The sequence below is a fragment of the Streptomyces sp. NPDC030183 genome (genome assembly GCF_055573455.1).
The window spans coordinates 115,742-133,130 of record NZ_JBVIBK010000020.1; the positions used below are offsets into that span (position 1 = coordinate 115,742).

Annotated in this window: 16 protein-coding genes and 2 pseudogenes; 11 read left to right on the plus strand and 7 right to left on the minus strand. The window is 71.7% G+C overall.

Annotation, left to right across the window (positions count from 1 at the left end; genetic code table 11):
- A pseudogene (locus tag ACZ4Z2_RS24270) lies at window positions 1-361 on the minus strand (hypothetical protein); the annotation flags it as partial.
- Window positions 362-983: 622 nt separating this feature from the next.
- Between ACZ4Z2_RS24270 and ACZ4Z2_RS24275 the strand changes: the two are divergent.
- On the plus strand, window positions 984-2,129 hold the full coding sequence (locus tag ACZ4Z2_RS24275) for an adenosine deaminase (protein ID WP_468078753.1): 1,146 nt from the start codon (window positions 984-986) through the stop codon (window positions 2,127-2,129).
- Between the two features lie 34 nt (window positions 2,130-2,163).
- A complete protein-coding gene (locus ACZ4Z2_RS24280; RefSeq protein WP_468078754.1) occupies window positions 2,164-2,859 on the plus strand; it encodes a glycerophosphodiester phosphodiesterase in 696 nt (231 codons plus the stop codon).
- A 36-nt stretch (window positions 2,860-2,895) separates the two neighbouring features.
- On the opposite strand, the gene ACZ4Z2_RS24285 is transcribed toward ACZ4Z2_RS24280, so the two are convergent.
- Window positions 2,896-3,420 (minus strand): hypothetical protein, encoded by a 525-nt coding sequence (locus ACZ4Z2_RS24285; protein ID WP_468078755.1) that lies wholly within the window; start codon window positions 3,418-3,420, stop codon window positions 2,896-2,898.
- Window positions 3,421-3,560: 140 nt separating this feature from the next.
- Between ACZ4Z2_RS24285 and ACZ4Z2_RS24290 the strand changes: the two genes are divergently transcribed.
- Window positions 3,561-4,220 (plus strand): YceI family protein, encoded by a 660-nt coding sequence (locus ACZ4Z2_RS24290; protein ID WP_468078756.1) that lies wholly within the window; start codon window positions 3,561-3,563, stop codon window positions 4,218-4,220.
- Window positions 4,221-4,308: 88 nt separating this feature from the next.
- On the opposite strand, the gene ACZ4Z2_RS24295 is transcribed toward ACZ4Z2_RS24290, so the two are convergent.
- On the minus strand, window positions 4,309-4,701 hold the full coding sequence (locus ACZ4Z2_RS24295; RefSeq protein WP_468078757.1) for a nuclear transport factor 2 family protein: 393 nt from the start codon (window positions 4,699-4,701) through the stop codon (window positions 4,309-4,311).
- 135 nt (window positions 4,702-4,836) lie between these two features.
- On the opposite strand from ACZ4Z2_RS24295, the gene ACZ4Z2_RS24300 reads away from it, so the two are divergent.
- The gene (locus ACZ4Z2_RS24300) at window positions 4,837-5,412 is read left to right on the plus strand and encodes a PadR family transcriptional regulator (RefSeq protein ID WP_468078758.1); all 576 of its coding nucleotides are present in this window, start codon (window positions 4,837-4,839) and stop codon (window positions 5,410-5,412) included.
- A gap of 46 nt (window positions 5,413-5,458) precedes the next feature.
- Here ACZ4Z2_RS24300 and ACZ4Z2_RS24305 read toward each other — a convergent pair whose 3' ends face one another.
- The 3 genes from ACZ4Z2_RS24305 to ACZ4Z2_RS24315 form a co-directional block, all read right to left on the minus strand.
- Window positions 5,459-6,262 carry an SGNH/GDSL hydrolase family protein gene (locus ACZ4Z2_RS24305; RefSeq protein ID WP_468078759.1) on the minus strand — a complete coding sequence of 268 codons (804 nt, stop codon included), beginning with the start codon at window positions 6,260-6,262 and terminating at the stop codon, window positions 5,459-5,461.
- 130 nt (window positions 6,263-6,392) lie between these two features.
- A complete protein-coding gene (locus tag ACZ4Z2_RS24310; protein ID WP_468078760.1) occupies window positions 6,393-7,586 on the minus strand; it encodes a polyamine ABC transporter substrate-binding protein in 1,194 nt (397 codons plus the stop codon).
- A gap of 52 nt (window positions 7,587-7,638) precedes the next feature.
- Window positions 7,639-9,075 (minus strand): gamma-aminobutyraldehyde dehydrogenase, encoded by a 1,437-nt coding sequence (locus tag ACZ4Z2_RS24315; protein WP_359701623.1) that lies wholly within the window; start codon window positions 9,073-9,075, stop codon window positions 7,639-7,641.
- A gap of 178 nt (window positions 9,076-9,253) precedes the next feature.
- Here ACZ4Z2_RS24315 and ACZ4Z2_RS24320 point away from each other — a divergent pair, with 178 nt between their 5' ends.
- From ACZ4Z2_RS24320 to ACZ4Z2_RS24350, 7 genes and pseudogenes are all read left to right on the plus strand, one after another.
- Complete coding sequence (locus ACZ4Z2_RS24320; protein ID WP_079058513.1) at window positions 9,254-9,790, plus strand: Lrp/AsnC family transcriptional regulator; 537 nt, start codon at window positions 9,254-9,256, stop codon at window positions 9,788-9,790.
- A 19-nt stretch (window positions 9,791-9,809) separates the two neighbouring features.
- Window positions 9,810-11,174 carry an aspartate aminotransferase family protein gene (locus tag ACZ4Z2_RS24325; protein ID WP_468078761.1) on the plus strand — a complete coding sequence of 455 codons (1,365 nt, stop codon included), beginning with the start codon at window positions 9,810-9,812 and terminating at the stop codon, window positions 11,172-11,174.
- 203 nt (window positions 11,175-11,377) lie between these two features.
- Window positions 11,378-12,079 (plus strand): annotated as a pseudogene (locus ACZ4Z2_RS24330) (ABC transporter ATP-binding protein); the annotation flags it as partial.
- Window positions 12,080-12,516: 437 nt separating this feature from the next.
- Window positions 12,517-13,815 carry a hypothetical protein gene (locus ACZ4Z2_RS24335; protein ID WP_468078762.1) on the plus strand — a complete coding sequence of 433 codons (1,299 nt, stop codon included), beginning with the start codon at window positions 12,517-12,519 and terminating at the stop codon, window positions 13,813-13,815.
- 150 nt (window positions 13,816-13,965) lie between these two features.
- Window positions 13,966-14,373, plus strand: coding sequence for a VOC family protein (locus ACZ4Z2_RS24340; RefSeq protein WP_055517195.1), 408 nt, complete (start codon window positions 13,966-13,968; stop codon window positions 14,371-14,373).
- A 34-nt stretch (window positions 14,374-14,407) separates the two neighbouring features.
- On the plus strand, window positions 14,408-15,532 hold the full coding sequence (locus tag ACZ4Z2_RS24345; RefSeq protein ID WP_468078763.1) for an LOG family protein: 1,125 nt from the start codon (window positions 14,408-14,410) through the stop codon (window positions 15,530-15,532).
- A gap of 192 nt (window positions 15,533-15,724) precedes the next feature.
- On the plus strand, window positions 15,725-16,471 hold the full coding sequence (locus tag ACZ4Z2_RS24350; protein ID WP_468078764.1) for an LAETG motif-containing sortase-dependent surface protein: 747 nt from the start codon (window positions 15,725-15,727) through the stop codon (window positions 16,469-16,471).
- A gap of 97 nt (window positions 16,472-16,568) precedes the next feature.
- Here the strand turns inward: ACZ4Z2_RS24350 and ACZ4Z2_RS24355 are convergent, their stop codons facing one another.
- A complete protein-coding gene (locus tag ACZ4Z2_RS24355) occupies window positions 16,569-17,384 on the minus strand; it encodes a maleylpyruvate isomerase family mycothiol-dependent enzyme (protein ID WP_468078765.1) in 816 nt (271 codons plus the stop codon).
- Window positions 17,385-17,389 lie beyond the last annotated feature (5 nt).

Here is a 17,389-nt window from a genome sequence, read left to right on the forward strand (position 1 = left end):
GTGAGGCCGCTTCGTCCGAGGGCGGGGCGATGGGGGCGGTCGGGTGGGGTGCGGGCGCCGTGTAGGCCGTCCCGTCCGCCGGTGGCGCGAAGGGGGCGGCGGCCGTGGACGCGGCGACGGGTGGCGGGGTCCACGCGGGAGGGGTCACGTCGGCGGGGGCCGCGAACCCACCGGGGCCGGCCCAGGGCCGGGGTGCCTCGGACTCGGGGGCGGAGTCCGTCGTGGTACCGGCGGTGGCCGATTTGTCGAGCGACACCCGGTCGGCGCCCGCCACGTCGGCGCCCCCGGTCTTGTCGAGCACGACCTTCCGAGCGGGCGCGGCATCCTCGGCGTGCGAAGGGGCGCCGCCGGTGCCCGGCACGACCACCTCCGGCCGCGCCGGAACAACGCGTTCGGCCTGGGGCGCCGCATCCTCGGGCTGGGGACGGAAGTCCTCGACCTGCGGAACAGCGCCCTCAGGCCGCGGGGCACCGCCCTCCACCTGCTGGGCAGCACCCGCAGCACCCGCCGCCGCCGGAACAGCGTCCGCAGGCGGCGAACCCGCACCCTCAGCCCCCGGAGCAGCGTCCTCACCCCGCAGACCGACACCGCCGGCCCGCAAACCCACACCCTCAGGCCCCCCACCGGCGGCCTCGACCCCGGCCCCCGCTATCGCGTCCTCCCCCGAAGGCGCCCCGGGGCCGCCTCCCGGCAGTGGTGTGTCAGCCGGTGGCGTTGGGAAGCTGGCCTCGTCGGACGGCATGCGCGGGTCCCCCTCTGTTCCGTTCCGCGTCGTGGCGCTGCGTCTCGTGGTCCCGTCGGATCGCTGACCGGTCGTACCGGATGACGGGTACAGAATCAGCCGCGCGTTCGGTCATGCTAAAGCCCTGGGCATTCGACGCGGATCGCCGCCTACGATGATCCCCGAGTCATCGATCAGCCGATCACCCGCGTCCCCCGACGACGACCTCGGTCCGGGCCGGACGCCGTTCCCGGGAGGAACCTTGACCGACCACCGCAGCGCGCCCGGCGGACCCGTCGCACCCGGCACGCCCGTGACACCCGCCCCCGGCACCCTCGCCGCCTCCGGCCCCACCACCGCGCCCGGCGGCTCCGGCGCCCGCGACCTGCACGCCTTCATCGCCGGCCTGCCCAAGGCCGAACTGCACGTGCACCACGTCGGCTCCGCCTCCCCCCGGATCGTCTCCGAACTCGCCGCCCGCCACCCCGACTCCAAGGTGCCGACCGACCCCGAGGCACTCGCGGACTACTTCACGTTCACGGACTTCGCCCACTTCATCCAGGTGTACCTGTCCGTCGTGGACCTGATCCGCACCCCGGAGGACGTCCGGCTGCTGACGTTCGAGGTGGCCAGGGACATGGCCCGGCAGCAGGTGCGGTACGCCGAGCTGACCATCACGCCGTACTCCTCGACGCGTCGCGGTATCGACGAGCGGGCGTTCATGGACGCGATCGAGGACGCCCGCAAGGCGGCCGAGGCCGAGTTCGGGACCGTGCTGCGCTGGTGCTTCGACATCCCCGGCGAGGCGGGACTCGTGTCGGCCGACGAGACCGTCCGGCTCGCCACCGACGACCGGCTGCGCCCTGAGGGCCTGGTGTCGTTCGGGCTCGGCGGTCCCGAGGTCGGCGTACCGAGGCCGCAGTTCAAGCCGTACTTCGACCAGGCCATCGCGGCCGGCCTGCACTCCGTGCCCCACGCCGGCGAGACCACCGGCCCGGAGACGGTCTGGGACGCGATCAACGACCTGCGCGCGGAACGCATCGGACACGGCACGAGTTCCGCCCGCGACCCCGAACTGCTCGCCCATCTCGCCGAGCACCGGATCCCCCTGGAGGTCTGCCCCACGTCGAACATAGCGACACGCGCGGTCCGCACCCTCGACGAGCACCCCATCAAGGAGTTCGTGCGGGCTGGGGTCCTGGTGACCGTCAACTCCGACGACCCGCCGATGTTCGGGACGGACCTCAACACCGAGTACGCGGTCGCCGCGCGGCTCCTCGACCTCGACGAGCGGGGCGTCGCCGAGCTCGCCAAGAACGCGGTGGAGGCGGCCTTCCTCGACGAGCCCGGCAAGGCGCGGCTCGCCGCCGAGATCGACACCTACACCTCGGCCTGGCTGGCCCCCTGACCCGCACCGGAAGACGACCCGCACCGGAAGCACCATGAACCCCCTGCGCACCCTCACCGCCGTGGCCCATCGCGGCGCCCCGTACCGCCATCGCGAGAACACCCTGGACTCGCTGCGGGTGGCGCTCGCGCTGGGCGCGGACGCCGTCGAGTTCGACGTACGCACCACCCGTGACGGTGTGCCGGTCCTGCTCCACGACTCCACGCTGAAGCGGCTGTGGGAGCTCGACCGGCCGCTGGCGGCGCTGTCCGCCGCCGAGGTGCGTGGGCTCACGGCGGACGGTGTACCGACGCTGGCCGAGGCGCTGGCCGCCACCGGGGACAGCCGGGTCATGGTCGACCTGCCCGGTGCGGCCGACCCCCGGGCGATTCGGCAGGTGGTGGGCGTCGTCCGGGAGTGCGGGGCGCAGGAGCGGGTGTACTACAGCGCGGGCGCCGACACGATGCTCGCGGTGCGGGCCGCCGCCCCCGCCGCCGAGATCGCCCTCACCTGGAAGACCCTCGCCCCGCCCCGTCCCGCTCTCCTCGACGCCGTACGTCCCCGGTGGCTCAACTACCGTTTCGGGCTGGTGAGCCGGGCCCTCGCGGACCACGTCCACCGCGACGGCCATCTGCTGTCCGTCTGGACGCCGGACACCCGGCGCTCCATGCGGCGGCTGGCGGACCTCGGGGTCGACTCCATCACCACGAACCGCATCGACACGCTGTGCGCGCTGCGGAACGGGAACTGACGACCGCTCGCCCGGGCCACGCCGCCCTCACACCTCTCAGACCGTGGCCGCCACCGGCGCCGTGGCCGACGGCAGCGCCTCCAGCCGCCTGATCCGCTTCCACACGACGTACAGCGGAATCACGCCGAACACCCCGAACGACATGTCGATCAGCGACCACCAGAAGGGGATGCCCCGGATGGGCCCGCAGATCAGGGCCAGCGGGATGATCCCCGCGCAGGCGATCATCCCGACCTCGACGACCCAGATGTTGCGCACGGGGTCGCGGTACGGCCCGTAGAAGGCGACCGCGATGACGAGGTGCGCGAAGGCCAGCCAGTCCGTGCCGTACAGCAGGAACGGGTACTGGGCATCGGCCTCGTCCAGTCCGGCGCGCACCCGCCCGATCCACTCCGTGAGCCCCGGCAGCTGGTCCCCGACGGACAACGATCGCATCAACTCCTCGGTCCAGCGCAGCTCGTGGACGAGCGGGAACGCCGTGGCACCGCTCAGTACCAGGCAGACGACGAAGAAGACCAGCCATGCGCGGATGCCCTTGACCAGGGCGGCTCTGTCGCTCATGGCAGGAGCGTACGCCCGGAGTTGAACGCGTTCAAAACCACCCCCCCTCTGCCAGCGAGGGGAGTGATTCGTGACGACCATGTGCGCAGCCCTTGAAGAAGGCTTGCGGCCCTTTACCGACTGCCGTAGTTACGTGAATCATGAACCTGTTCAACCGTGCTGCGTCCTCGCGCCGCCCGGCTCCCCCCACTGCCCGACAACTCCCCGACGAATCAACGGCGTTCGCCGCCACCGGCACGCTGGATCCCGCTCTGGCGGGGCTGACCGGAGAATGGATCATCGACCGGGCGCACAGCCGTATCGGTTTCTCCGTCCGCCACGCCCTGGTGACGACCGTGCGCGGAGCTTTCACGCAGTACACGAGCCGGCTCTATTTCGACGGCCGTGACCCGTCCCGCTCACAGGCCGAGATCCTCCTGTCCACCGCGTCCGTCGACACCGGCGTGGAACAACGCGACGCCCATCTGGTCGGCCGCGACTTCCTCGATGCCGCGACCTACCCCCGTATGCGCTTCGCCAGTACGGCGGTCCAGCTCGTCGGCGACGACGTCTACCGCATGACCGGCGATCTGACGATCAAGAACATCACCCGTCCCGTCGACCTCGAACTCACCTACATCGGCCATGTCGTCGACCCGTTCGGATACGAGCGGGTCGGCTTCGACGGCACGACCACGATCAACCGTTCCGAGTGGGGTCTGACCTACAACCAGCGGCTCGCCGAGGGCGGCGCCATGGTGAGCGAGAAGGTCCGTCTCCAGTTCGACCTGGCCGCGATCCGCCAGTTCCCGGGCGCCTGACGGGCGCGCGACACCACCGCCCGGGGCACCCGCCCCGGGCGACTCGGCGACTCGAAGACCGGGCGGCCTCCGACGCGGGAACGGGCGGTCACCCCCCGGCGGCCTCCCGCGCGATCCGCTCGAACTGGGCGCCCATGGCCTCGGAGAGCGCCTGGGCGGCCGAGAGCGGTCGCACCATCACCGTGAACTCGTCGATCCTGCCGTTCTCGTCGACATGCAGGAAGTCACAGCCCTGGAGCTGCTTGCCGGCCACCGCGGCGGTGAACACCAGCGCGTGGTCGCGGCCGTCCGCGTTGGCGATCTCCCGGACGTAGGTGAAGTCCTCGAAGACCCGGGACACGGCCCGCAGGATCGCGGCGGTGATGGCCTTGCCCTCGTACGGCTTGAAGGCGACGGGGCTCGTGAAGACCACGTCGTCGGCCAGCAGGGCGACGGCGGCGTCCATGTCGCCGCTCTCGACGGCCTTGCGGAAGGAGTGCATGAGGTCCACCTCGGCTATTCAAGAAATTGGCTATATGAGGTGAGGCTAGAGGCGTACGTCTTCCCGTGTCCACAGGCACAGAGCAGGGGGTAGGTCACCTCGTTGAGTAGTCACAGCGCTGCTAGCGTGGACCCCATGGCTTTGCGGAACGCGGTGATGGCCGCGCTGCTGGAGGGCGAGGCGTCCGGGTACGACCTCGCGAAGGCGTTCGACGCGTCCGTCGCCAACTTCTGGATGTCGACGCCCCAGCAGCTCTACCGGGAACTGGAGCGCATGGAGGCCGAGGGACTGGTCGCGGCCCGCGTCGTCGAGCAGGAGCGCCGCCCCAACAAGAGGCTGTTCTCGCTGACGGACGCGGGGCGGGCTGCCGTGCGCGCCTACACCACCGAACCCCTGGGCAAACCGTCCGCGATCCGCGACGAGTTGATGGTCAAGGTGCAGTGCGTGGACGCGGGCGACATCGAGGCCGTCCGCAAGGCCGTCGCCGAACGCATGGAGTGGGCCACGGCCAAGCTGGCCCGTTACGAGCGACTGCGTCGGCGTCTGCTCGACGGGCGCTCGGAGGAGGCGTACTTCGCCGAGGCCGAGCGCGTCGGCCCCTACCTCACCCTGCTGCGCGGCATGTCGTTCGAGCGGGAGAACCTCCAGTGGGGCGACATGGCGCTCCGCCGCCTCGACCAGCGCGCGGCCCTGCTCCACACGGAGAACTGACCGCCCGGGCACCCTCCGGCCGGCGACGCGCTCGACGCGTCGCTACTCAACCAGGTGAGTGGTCCGGTGTGGTCACGGGCACCGGCAGCAGATCGGGCCGCTTGGGCCGACGGCCGTCGCCGGAGGACCGGCCGCGCAGCCGGCGCAGAAGCCAGGGGCCGAGGAAGGTGCCGGCCCAGCGCACTTCGGCGCCCACGGCCCGCAGCGCCGAGGCCGCCGCCCCCTCGGCCGGCAGCGGCAGCGTCCACCGGTCGTCGGTGCCGGGCAGGCCGAGCGCGTACGCGACGGCGTCCGCGATGCGGTCGTGTCCGAGCGGCCCGGCGTGCAGCCGGTCGGCGCTCCACAGCCTCGGGTCCGTCACCACGGGATGGGCCGCCGTCTCCGCCACCACCACACCGTGGCGCGCGGCGGCCTCCCGGACGCGTTGGTTGAGCGCGACGACCCGGCGGCCGAGCGGACGGGCCACCGGCGTGACGCGCCCGATGTCCGGGAACATCAGCGTCGCGACCGTGGCGCCCTGCGCGGTGAGCGCGGCGAACATGGCCTCCAGATGACCGGCCACCTCGTCCACGTCGCAGCTCGGGCGGAGTACGTCGTTGACCCCGGCCACCACGGTGGCGAGGTCCGGCCGCATCGCGAGCGCCGGGGCCAGTTGCTCGGCGCGCACCTCGCCCGCCTTGCGGCCGCGCACGGCGAGATTCGCGTACAGCAGAGCGGGGCTGTGCCGGGCGACCCGCTCGGCCAGCCGGTCCGCCCACCCCCGCAGCCCGTGCACGTCGTCGCCGTCCCCGACGCCCTCCGAATGACTGTCCCCCAGGGCGACGTACCGCAGATACGCACCGCTCGACACGGGCCGACCGCCTCCTCGTCAACGCCGCCCCTCTGAGGGCGAACTCCCACTCACCTAGGCAACCACACACCTAGGTGCATTGTTGACTATCACGATAACGCCGGGTCCCGAGCCCCCACAACATCGGCCGTCACAGCCCCACGATCCCGTTCCACCGCTCGGCGAACCCGGGGCGCTCCCCCGGCGTGATGTCGCGGGCGATCGCGAGGCGGGACCGCATGGTGTCGTCGGGGAAGATCAGGGAGTCCTCGGCGAGCGCGGCGGTCTCCGCGTCCGGGGCGGAGGCCAGGACGTCGCGGGCGGCGGGGACGGGGCAGACGTAGTTCACCCAGGCGGCCAGCTCCGCGGCGACCTCGGGGTCGTAGTAGTGATCGACGAGGCGTTCCGCGTTGGCCTTGTGGCGGGCCAGAGCGGGAATCATCAGGGACTCGGACCACAGCTCGGCGCCCTCCTCGGGGACGACGAACGCGATGTCGGGGTCGTCGGCCTGGAGCTGGATCACGTCGCCGGAGTACGCCTGGCAGGCGAGGACGTCACCGGACGCCAGGTCCTTGATGTAGTCGTTGCCGGTGAAGCGGCGGATGTGGCCGCCTCGGACACGGGTCTCCACCTGGTCGCAGATCCGGTGGAAGTCGTCCGCGGTCCAGCGCGTGACGTCGACGCCGTTGCCCTGCATCAGCAGCGCGAACGCCTCGTCCAGTCCGGAGAGCAGGGTCACGCGCCCCTTGAGGTCGTCCGCCCACAGGTCGGACAGCTGGCGCAGCTCGCGGCCCACCTTCCGCCGGTTGTAGGCGATCCCGGTGATCCCGGACTGCCACGGCACGGTGAAGGCGCGCCCCGGATCGAAGGCGGGCGAGCGCAGTTGCGGGTCGAGGTGGGCGGTGACGTGGGGCTGCGCCGCCCGGTCCATCTCCTGCACCCAGCCCAGCCGTACGAACCGGGCGCACATCCAGTCGCTGAGCACGACCAGATCGCGCCCGGTGTCCTGGCCGTTCATCAGCGCCGGGCCGACCTTGCCGAAGAACTCGTCGTTGTCGTTGATCTCCTCGACGTAGTCGACCCGGATCCCGGTCCGCCGTTCGAACGCCGCCAAGGTCGGCCTGCGCGACTCGTCCACGTCATCGGTGTCGATGTACAACGGCCAGTTCGCCCAGCTGACCCGCTTCTCCACGGTGGACCGGTCCTGTCCGGCCCGGTCCCCTGGCGCGACATACGCGGCAGGCACCCCGCACCCGGCGAGCCCGCCGGCCAGCGCACCGGAACCAAGGGCGCGCAGAACACAACGACGGGATGGAGGACGGGCGTTGCCCCGCGGTACGAACATCACCGCAGCATGCCGCCCGGCCTCCACCCCGTGCAACGAGGCCGACCGCCCGTCAGTCCAGGGACGTCATCACGTGCTTGATCCGGGTGTAGTCGTCGAACCCGTAGCCCGAGAGGTCCTTGCCGTAGCCGGACTTCTTGAACCCGCCGTGCGGCATCTCCGCGACCAGCGGGATGTGGGTGTTGATCCACACGCACCCGAAGTCCAGCGCCTTGGACATCCGCATCGCCCGGCCGTGGTCCTTGGTCCACACCGACGAGGCCAGGGCGTACTCGACGCCGTTCGCCCACTCGACGGCCTGGGCCTCGTCGCTGAACGACTGCACCGTGATGACCGGCCCGAAGACCTCCTTCTGGATGATCTCGTCGTCCTGCTTCAGGCCGGAGACGACGGTCGGCGCGAAGAAGTAGCCCTTGTCACCGACCTGCTTGCCACCGGCCTCCACGCGCGCGTGCGCCGGCAGCCGCTCGATGAACCCGGAGACCTGCTTGAGCTGGTTGGGGTTGTTGAGGGGACCGAACAGCACGTCCTCGTCGTCCGGCTGCCCGGTCTTCGTGTCGGCGGCGGCCTTGGCCAGCGCCGTCACGAACTCGTCGTGGATCGACTCCTGCACCAGCACCCGGGTGGCCGCCGTGCAGTCCTGCCCTGCGTTGAAGAAGCCCGCCACGGAGATGTCCTCGACGGCCTTGGCGATGTCGGTGTCCTCGAAGACGACGACCGGTGCCTTGCCACCCAGCTCCAGGTGGACCCGCTTGAGGTCCTTGGACGCGGACTCGGCGACCTGCATGCCCGCCCGTACCGAACCGGTGATGGACGCCATCGCGGGCACGGAGTGCTCGACCATGAGGCGGCCCGTGTCACGGTCACCGGTGATGACGTTGAAGACGCCCTTCGGGAGGATCGCCCCGATGATCTCGGCCATCAGGACCGTGGACGCCGGCGTGGTGTCCGACGGCTTCAGGACGACCGTGTTGCCCGCGGCGATCGCCGGGGCGAACTTCCACACGGCCATCATCATCGGGTAGTTCCAGGGCGCGACCTGGGCGCAGACGCCGACCGGCTCACGGCGGACGATCGAGGTCATGCCCTCCATGTACTCGCCGGCCGAGCGGCCCTCCAGCATCCGGGCCGCACCCGCGAAGAAGCGGATCTGGTCGACCATCGGCGGGATCTCCTCGGACCGCGTGAGTCCGATCGGCTTGCCTGTGTTCTCCACCTCGGCCGCGATGAGCTCCTCGGCCCGCTCCTCGAACGCGTCCGCGATCTTCAGCAGGGCCTTCTGGCGCTCGGCCGGTGTGGTGTCCCGCCAGCCGGGGAACGCGGCCGCTGCGGCGGCCATGGCCGCGTCGACGTCGGCCTCGCCGGACAGGGGCGCGGTCGCGTAGGCCTCGCCGGTCGCGGGGTTGACCACCTCGGTGGTCCGTCCGTCGACGGCGTCGCGGAACTCCCCGTCGATGTAGTTACGCAGACGACGCAGCTCGGTGCTCACTGCCGTGCCCTCCAGATGTGGGTTGCAGATGGGGGTGTCCATCCTTTGAGACACCACCCTAATCCGCCGCCCGACGTTTTCAACACCCCCGACGCCAGACTGGCTGCGAAATCCGCAAGCCACGACCCCGTAAACAACGAATTTCATCGATCCTGCCTTGCGGAACTGTCGATGTCTCGTGCACAGTGTGCTCGTGGCCAGTCGAAGCGCAGAGCAGAGGGACTCCCGCGAGCCCCGGAGGGACTCCAAGGAGCCCAGGAACGGCACCCCCCAGTTGGACGCCGTCTCCCTCGCCATCGTCCAGCAACTGCAGGAGGACGGCCGCCGGCCGTACGCCGCGATCGGCAAGGCCGTCGGCCTCTCCGAGGCGGCCGTGCGCCAGCGCGTGCAGAAGCTGCTGGACCAGGGCGTGATGCAGATCGTCGCCGTCACCGACCCGCTCACCGTGGGTTTCCGGCGCCAGGCGATGCTCGGCATCAACGTCGACGGCGACCTCGACCCGGTCGCGGACGCGCTGACGGCCATGTCGGAGGTCGAGTACATCGTGATCACCGCGGGTTCGTTCGACCTGATGGTGGAGGTCGTCTGCGAGGACGACGACCACCTCCTCGAGGTGATCAACAAACGCATCCGGACCCTGCCCGGCGTGCGCTCCACCGAGAGCTTCGTCTACCTCAAGCTCAAGAAGCAGACCTACATGTGGGGAACCCGATAACCGTGAGGACGCGATAACCGTGAGCCCCAAGGACCTCAGCAAGACCGCGTACGACCACCTGTGGATGCACTTCACCCGCATGTCCTCGTACGAGAACTCCCCGGTCCCCACCATCGTCCGGGGCGAGGGCACGTACATCTACGACGACAAGGGCAAGCGGTACCTCGACGGTCTGGCCGGTCTGTTCGTGGTGCAGGCGGGCCACGGCCGCACCGAGCTCGCGGAGACCGCGCTGAAGCAGGCGCAGGAGCTGGCCTTCTTCCCGGTGTGGTCCTACGCCCACCCGAAGGCCGTCGAGCTGGCCGAACGCCTCGCCCACCACGCGCCCGGCGACCTGAACAAGGTCTTCTTCACCACCGGCGGCGGCGAGGCGGTCGAGACCGCCTGGAAGCTCGCCAAGCAGTACTTCAAGCTGGTCGGCAAGCCGACCAAGTACAAGGTCATCTCCCGAGCGGTCGCCTACCACGGCACCCCGCAGGGCGCCCTGTCGATCACCGGCCTGCCCGGCCTCAAGGCCCCCTTCGAGCCGCTGGTCCCCGGCGCGCACAAGGTACCGAACACCAACATCTACCGCGCCGCCCTCTTCGGCGACGACCCCGAGGCGTTCGGCCGCTGGGCCGCCGACCAGATCGAGCAGCAGATCCTCTTCGAGGGCCCCGACACCGTCGCGGCCGTCTTCCTGGAGCCGGTGCAGAACGCCGGCGGCTGCTTCCCGCCGCCGCCCGGCTACTTCCAGCGGGTCCGCGAGATCTGCGACCAGTACGACGTGCTGCTCGTCTCCGACGAGGTCATCTGCGCCTTCGGCCGCCTCGGCACGACGTTCGCCTGCGACAAGTTCGGCTACGTCCCGGACATGATCACCTGCGCCAAGGGCATGACCTCGGGCTACTCCCCGATCGGCGCCTGCGTGATCTCCGACCGCATAGCCGAGCCCTTCTACAAGGGCGACAACACCTTCCTGCACGGCTACACCTTCGGCGGCCACCCGGTCTCCGCGGCCGTCGGCCTCGCCAACCTCGACCTGTTCGAGCGCGAGGGCCTGAACCAGCACGTCCTCGACAACGAGGGCGCGTTCCGCTCGACGCTGGAGAAGCTGCACGACCTGCCGATCGTGGGCGACGTCCGCGGCAACGGCTACTTCTACGGAATCGAGCTGGTCAAGGACAAGGCGACGAAGGAGAGCTTCGACGACGACGAGACCGAGCGGATCCTGTACGGCTTCCTGTCGAAGAAGCTCTTCGAGAACGGTCTGTACTGCCGCGCCGACGACCGGGGCGACCCGGTCGTCCAGCTCGCCCCGCCGCTGATCTCCGACCAGTCGACCTTCGACGAGATCGAGCAGATCCTGCGCGCCACGCTGACGGAGGCGTGGACCCTGCTGTAGCCCCGGCCGCACACCGGCCGTCCGGCGCCGCGAACGGCCCGGGATGCCCCCGTACGAGTGAGATGGGGGCGTCCCGGGCCGCGTGACGTCCGGCCCCGCCACCCCGCTTGCCTAGCGTGCCTGGTAACCGATCAGCCCTGCTTTCGTTCCCCCGGACGGGGACTCCCCACGGCAATCCCTGATCCGAACCGAGGTGTACGCCCATGGTGGCCCCGCCGGACAACGACGTGCTCTGGGCACGTGGTCTGACCTACGCGCACGACGGCTCGCCCGCGCTGCAAGGCGTGTCGATGGGCGTACGGGAGGGCGAGATCCTCGCCGTGACCGGTCCGCGCGGCAGCGGCAAGACCACGCTCCTGCGCTGTCTGTCCGGACAGCTGCGGCCCCAGCAGGGCGAGGTGTGGTTCAACAGCATCCCGGTGCACACCATGGGCACGGTCTCGCGGGAGCGGCTGCGCCGGGACCGCTTCGGCTGGATCGACCCGGAGCCCGCGCTCGTCCCCGAACTGAACGTCTGGGAGAACACCGCCCTGCCGCTGATGCTGCGCGGCACGGGCCGCCGGGCCGCCAAGGCCGCCGCCCTGGAGTGGCTGGAGCGCCTCGACATCCGCGACACGGCCCGCAAGCGGCCGCACGCCCTGCTGCAGTCCGAGCGCCAGCGGGTGGTCGTCGCCCGCGCCCTGGTAGCCGCGCCCACCGTGCTCTTCGCCGACGAGCCGACCGCCCCCCTGCACCGCGCCGAGCGCTCCCACGTCCTGCGCACGCTCACCGCGGCCGCCCGCTCGCACGACATCACGGTCGTCCTCGCCACCCACGACGCGGACACCGCCGCCCTCGCCGACCGCACGGTGGCCCTGCTGGACGGCCGGTGCGTGAAGACCGTCCACCTCCCGTCCGCCGCCGACGGCGGGCCCAGGCCGACCTGGCGGGGGGAGAGCCGGACCGCCGCACGGGGCCGCACCACCGCACGGGGCCGCACCCCCGGGACGGAGGACGGCGGCGCCCCCGCGCGGGAGGACGACCGCGCCCCCGCGCGCGGTCACGCCCGGTCCGCAGCGCGCGGTGAATCGCGGCCCACGGCACGTGGTGAGGCCAGGTCCCCCGCCGAGGGCGAGCGCCTCGCCAGCACCGTGGGCAAGGCCCGGCACGCCGCCGGGGACGGCGGCCGGCCCGCCTCCGAGACCGAGCGCCCGACCGCCGCCCCCTCCGGCCGACCGGCCGATGCCCGAGCCGACCGGCCGGCCGCCGCGGCTCCCGAGGGCGACGGACGAACCGTCGCGGGGGACGGCGGCTCCGGCAAAGGAGACCGCCCGTCCGCCGCCGAGGGAGGAGGCCGGGCCGCGTGCTCGCTCTCCGTCTAGCCCGCCGCGCCCACCCGGTCGTCCAGCTCCGCCGGCTGCTGGTCGCCGCCGCCTCCGGCGGCACGGGATTCCTGCTGCTGTGCGCCCTGGGGCACGCCCTGTCGCATCCGCACGCCCCCTCCGGCTCGGTGCTCCGGCTGCTGTGGTGCCTCGCGCCCGCCGCCGCCACCGTCCACTTCGCGGTGACGGTCGCCCGCACCGATCCCGGCACCCGGCCGCGCCCCGGCCTCTCCGCCATCGGCCTCGGCCCCGTCCGCCTCATGGCCGTCTCCGCCGTGACGACCGCCCTGTCCACCACCCTGGGCTCCCTGCTCGCCCTGTTCTTCTTCCTCCATCTGCGCGGCGACCTCACCGGCATGCCCTTCGACGGCATCGCCGCCGACGTCCTCGCCGCCGACCGCCCCCTGCCGCTGCCGGCCGCCCTCACCCTCCTGGCGCTGGTCCCGGTCGTGGCGTCCGTGTCGACGGCGCTCCTCCTGCGCCCCCGGGGCCCCCGGACCCGGCCCGCCGGACCCAGGGCGCGCTTCATGGCGTACGACACCTTCGACATCCGCCGCCAGGTGCGGGAACCCGCGGGCGCGACGAGGTTCGAGGAGGAGCCGGAGCCCGACGAGGAGACCTCCACGTCCGCCGGGGCCGACCAGCCGCCGGCCCCGCGCCCCGCGCCCGGCGGCCTTCCCTGGGGCGTCGCCGTGCTCGCCGTCGGCCTCGCCGTCGAGACCTACGCCGGGCAGTCCGACGCCGGGCAGTCCGACGCCGGTTCCGCCCTCGCCCTCCCCGGCGGTTTCGCCGACAGCCCCGCCGGGGTGCTCGGCGGCTGGCTGCTGACCGCGCTCGGCCTGGTCCTCGCCGGCCCCGGGCTCACCCACCTCACCGGCCGGCTGCTCCAGGCCGTACGGCCGGGGGCGCTCAGGCTGCTGTCCGGGCGGGTCCTCCAGGCGGAGGCCCGGCGGATCGGGCGGCCGCTCGGGGTGGTGTGCGCGGTGGCCTCCGGTGCGTACGCCATGGTGACGCTGTCCTCCGGCGCGCGCCCCACGGTCGGTCCGCTCACCCTGCTGGGCGCGCTCGTCGTGACCGGCTGCACCGTCCTCACCCTCGCCACGGCCGCCGTCGAGGCCCGCCGGGCGCACGCCGACACCACGGCCGCGCTGCTGCGGCTGGGGGCGCCCGCCGCCCTCCCCCGCCGGGCGGCCCTGCTCCGCGCGGGCGCCCTGCTCGCCGTCTTCGGCCCGCTGACCTGGACGGTGGCGGAGCTGGCGGCTCTTCCGCTGGCCTCCTGACCCACCGTTCGGGGGCGGCTTCGAGGGCGCCGGAAAACTCGTACGAAAAAATCCGCGACCGGCGATGAGTTTCGCCGAGGGACCCGGTCTACCCCTGCAAACGGACCGAGACCCAAGACGGACCGACCGACGCCCAGGGGAGAGACCCGCATGTACCAGCAGATGATCTTCGTGAACCTGCCCGTGAACGACCTCGACGCCTCCAAGAAGTTCTTCACGGAGCTCGGGTACTCCATCAACCCCCAGTTCAGCGACGAGAACGCCGCCTCGGTCGTGATCAGCGACACCATCGTGGCGATGCTGCTCACCAAGCCGTTCTACGCGACCTTCACCAAGAAGGAGATCGCGGACGCCACCCGGACCAGCGAGGTGCTGCTGTGTCTGAGCGCCGAGAGCCGCGAGAAGGTGGACGAGCTGGTGGAGAAGGCGGTCGCCGCCGGAGGTACGGCCTCCGAGAAGGTCCAGGAGATGGACTTCATGTACGGCCGCGCCTTCGACGACCTCGACGGCCACACCTGGGAGGTCGTGTGGATGAACCCCGATGTCATCGAGGGCTGAGTCCCGGGGGTCCGGCCGTGCCTAGCATGGGCGGGTGCAGACGATGCCCGCCCATGCGGCCCACCACGACGACCGCGAGATCGAGACGATCGAGGAGTTCGACGCGACCGTCTCGGCACGCGGCACCCTCTCCGGATACCGCGTCCAGGCCGTCGACCTGACGGACCGTACGCGCGAACTGCTGGCCACCGACGCGGCGGGTGCCGTCTTCCTCGGCTGCCCGATGCGCGAGGACGCGGCGGCGAAGATCCGCGCGGACGGCGCCCTGGTCTTCCCGCCCGTACCGGGCCTGCCCTTCAACCCGTACCGGGGCCTGCTCTACTCCCCCGACGAGCTCTTCGCGTCCCTGTCCGAGGGCGGTTACGAGGCGACGCCGGACGCCCGCTCGTACGCCTGGTTCCAGCGGACCAAGGCCGACCGGGACATCTTCGCCTCCACCCTGCGCGCCGTCCACGACGACTCCGTCTCCGACGCGCTCGACGAACTCCTCGTGGGCGCGCGGGTGGTCGGGGTGATGGGCGGCCACGCGATGGCCCGCGGCACCGATGCCTACGCGGGTGCCGCCCGCCTCGGCCGGAGCCTCGCCCGCTCCGGTCTCACGGTCGCCACCGGAGGCGGCCCCGGCGCGATGGAGGCCGCCAACCTCGGCGCCTACGCCGCCCCGTACGACGGCGAGATGCTCACCGAGTCCCTGCGACTGATCGCCAAGGCACCGAAGTTCACACCGTCGATCACCGACTGGGCGACCGCCGCGTTCGAGGTGCGCGCCCGCTGGCCCAAGGGCGGCACCTCCGTGGGCATCCCCACCTGGTTCTACGGGCACGAGCCGCCGAACCCGTTCGCCTCCCACATCGCCAAGTACTTCGCCAACGCCACCCGCGAGGACGGCCTCCTCGCCCGCTGCGACCACGGCGTCGTGTTCCTCCCGGGCGCGGCCGGCACCGTCCAGGAGATCTTCGACAACGCCACCCCCAACTACTACGAGTCGCGCGGCGAGCCAACGCCCATGGTCCTCGTCGACCGCGCCCACTGGACGGAGAGGCTCCCCACCTGGCCCCTGCTGCGTTCCCTGGCCCGCGGCCGTTCCATGGAGTCCCGGATCGCGCTCGTCGACCGGATCGAGGAGGCCCCCGAGGCGCTGGAGCGGCTCCGGGCATGAGGGCGGGTGTGGGGCGAACAGGGAGTAAACGCGTGGGCTGCTCATCAATGGACACAGCCAACGGCTCGGACACTTCTTCGGATTGACAGTACTTACGGCGCGCTTATAAACCTGTGAGGCACATGGGGAAGCCGCTTCACCGGCGGCGCCTCCGTCACCCCCACTCCCCTGTGCTCCCCGTGAAGGGCAAACGTGTCCACATCTCCCCGAATCGCGCGAGCCGCGCGTTGTCTCGGTGTCGCCTCCGCCTCCGCCGCACTCGTGTTCGGCGTCGCGGGCAATGCCATGGCCTGCAGCATCAAGGACTTCTCCGCCGTGGCGGCGTGCGACGGCGGCCAGGGCGTCATCCGTGTGACCGATGTGGACCCGCTGGGCGTCCCTGCCGAAGTCACCGTGTACCTGGAGAACAACGGGGCCGACCTGCGCAAGGTCGGCACCCAGGTCATCGAGGGCTCCACCGCCGAGGGCGTGACCGTCACCTTCGACGAGAAGTGGACGCCGAAGGCCGAGTACCGCATCCACGTCGCGGCGGACACGTACGTCGACGACGACCTGCCGATCCTGGTCGCGCCCGACAAGTCCTGCACCAAGGCGGACGACACCCCGCCGGCCGGCTCCGAGGAGCAGGACAAGCCCGGGCAGCCCGAGAAGCCGGGCAAGCCCGATGGGCCTGGGAAGCCCGATGAGCCCGGGAAGCCCGCCGAGAAGAGGCCGGCCGAGGAGGGGAAGGGTCTCACGCCGTCCACCTCGGAGAGCGATACGCCCGCGGGTTCGGGCGGCACCAACAACCTCCCTTCCCCCGAGGATGACTCCAACCTCGCGGAGACCGGGGCCGACTCCCGCACCGGTCCCATCGCCGGTGCCGCGGCGGCCTTGGTCGTCCTGGGCGCCGGTGCCGTGTTCTACAGCATGCGGCGCCGCGGGTCGTCCATGCGCTGACCCTCCCCGTACGGCCGTGCGGCCCGCGCTCCTCGTCGAGGGACGCGGGCCGCACGCGTGCCGGGAAGTCTTGCACCGGGCGGCTCGCCCGCGCGGCTCACCCGAAGCTCGCCCGCTCCAGCCAGAAGTCCAGCAGTTCACGGTCGCCCAGGACCTCCAGCCGGCCCCCGTCCGGGGGCAGTCGGCGGTAGAAGGCGAACAGCACCTCGGTGAGCGGGCCGCGCAGCGCGACGGTCGCCTTCTCGTGGCCGCGCCGCCAGCGCACGCCGTCCTCGGTCAGCTCGACGATCCACTCGGCGTTCACAGCGTCGGCGGCGTCGGTGGCGTGGAGGTGGATGCTGCGGCCGGGGCCGCGCAGTTCGGCGGCCGCGTCGTGCGGCATCGTCCGCTGGACGAACTCGACGATCTCCAGCCACTCGTCGATCGCGTCGGCGGCGATCTCCGGCGCCACCTCGTACGGCAGCCCGGCGGCGAGCGTCGCGTCGGCCCGGTGGACGACCAGCTCATGGGTCATCCGGCGGGCCCAGAACCCGGCGGTCCGCTCCCAGCCCCAGGACCACACCGGTGTTCCGGGCCCGGCCTCCCTCAGTGTGGCGAGCAGTTCCTCCCCCGTCCGAGCGAGCCAGGCGTCGAGCGCGGCCGGGTCCCCCTGCCGCTCGGGGCCCTCGTACAGCGGCACCCGTTCCTCGGGTACCTCCTCCTCCGCCCGCGTGCGTACGTTGAGTTCGACCCAGCGCAGGGAGCCGCCGGTGTGCCGGACGAGCTGTTCCAGCGACCAGTCGGGGCAGCTCGGCACGGTCGCCGACAGATCCGCGCCGGAGGTCACGACATCCCTCAACCGCCTCAACTGGCGTTCGATCTCGGCGCAGTAACGGTCATGGCGGGCCTGGGGTGAGAGCGTACGCAGCATCATGGTCC

What these genes read in the sequence shown, in the direction of transcription:
- ACZ4Z2_RS24310 (WP_468078760.1), bottom strand. Translation starts at nt 7,586, where the DNA reads ATGTTCGTACCGCGGGGCAACGCCCGTCCTCCATCCCGTCGTTGTGTT.
- ACZ4Z2_RS24295 (WP_468078757.1), bottom strand. Translation starts at nt 4,701, where the DNA reads ATGCACTCCTTCCGCAAGGCCGTCGAGAGCGGCGACATGGACGCCGCC.
- ACZ4Z2_RS24280 (WP_468078754.1), top strand. Translation starts at nt 2,164, where the DNA reads ATGAACCCCCTGCGCACCCTCACCGCCGTGGCCCATCGCGGCGCCCCG.
- ACZ4Z2_RS24285 (WP_468078755.1), bottom strand. Translation starts at nt 3,420, where the DNA reads ATGAGCGACAGAGCCGCCCTGGTCAAGGGCATCCGCGCATGGCTGGTC.
- ACZ4Z2_RS24290 (WP_468078756.1), top strand. Translation starts at nt 3,561, where the DNA reads ATGAACCTGTTCAACCGTGCTGCGTCCTCGCGCCGCCCGGCTCCCCCC.
- ACZ4Z2_RS24340 (WP_055517195.1), top strand. Translation starts at nt 13,966, where the DNA reads ATGTACCAGCAGATGATCTTCGTGAACCTGCCCGTGAACGACCTCGAC.
- ACZ4Z2_RS24300 (WP_468078758.1), top strand. Translation starts at nt 4,837, where the DNA reads ATGGCTTTGCGGAACGCGGTGATGGCCGCGCTGCTGGAGGGCGAGGCG.
- ACZ4Z2_RS24355 (WP_468078765.1), bottom strand. Translation starts at nt 17,384, where the DNA reads ATGATGCTGCGTACGCTCTCACCCCAGGCCCGCCATGACCGTTACTGC.